We start from the raw sequence: 1,072 nt of genomic DNA on the forward strand, positions 1-1,072 counted from the left end.
TAACAAAATAAATTTAAAAAGCGTTTATCTCTGGCATTATCATAGACCCACTTTCTAATGGGACGATGATCGAGAAACAACCCGGTATCCAAGTAGTCCTTTAGGTTTACCTTGAATCGCGCACCACTCTCACTTACTGTAAAAAAGTCTTTTTGAGATGCTTCTTTTTCGTACTGTTTAGTACCTTTTTGTATCGAACGAACTTTTAAAGCAATTCGCTTCGTCGGTATCGTTGCACCATTAAAACTAAACTCGCTTAATACCTTAAGCCCCTCTCTTAGCCTTTCTCGGCTAGCTTTCTCATCAATAGACTTTGGCGCTTGATATTCCTGGACATGAAGCCATGTAGTTTGATCAATGCTTTGGTACATATCGACTGCGAGCGCAAATTCCGGCATATCAGCATCGTACAAGCGATAGCAGCTAATCTCATTTTTCTTAGCCCACTTACCGAGGGTCTTAAAATTCTTCTTAAGGCGGTTAGCGAACATTTCAGCACGCTGTGGATTCGATATCTTCCAGTTGCTAGATGAATGTTCTAATTTAGAGGAGCTCGCAGCATCTTTGTAGCGATTATCCTTATCAAGACTAAATAAGATGAGTTGACTTTCGATAGCGCCATTAAAGAGTTTATACTGTTTATATGAACGCCAGCATATGGCCTTACCTAAATCTGCATTTCCTGTAAATACGCCGGCACTCCATCCAAGCAAGTCTCGCTCAAATAGCTCACCCAACACACCATACAGCGTTTTAAGGAGGTTAATCTCGCCCAAGCGCTCTCCATAAGGAGGGTTCGTTAGCAACAACCCCGCCTGATCATGTTCAGCAAGGGTAAAATCTTCTAGTGAGCGTTTCTCCACATGAATAATCTTATCAAAGCCTGCCTTTCTAACATTATCCCAAGCTTTCGCCACAACTCTAGAATCCTGATCAAAACCAGTAATACGCCCCTGATATGAACCTAAGCCTTTTTCGAATGAATCTAAAGCAGCCTGACGAAGCGCACTCCATAATCGCTCATCATGACCTTTCCAACACTCAAACCCCCAGCGCTCGCGAGCAAGTCCTG

Annotated in this window: 1 protein-coding gene; it reads right to left on the minus strand. The window is 42.6% G+C overall.

From position 1 onward, the window contains the following. Positions 1 to 1,072: class I SAM-dependent methyltransferase (locus A3761_RS17460; RefSeq protein WP_197473092.1), on the minus strand; the 1,072-nt coding region annotated here is incomplete at both ends.

This window comes from Oleiphilus sp. HI0123 (assembly GCF_001635315.1).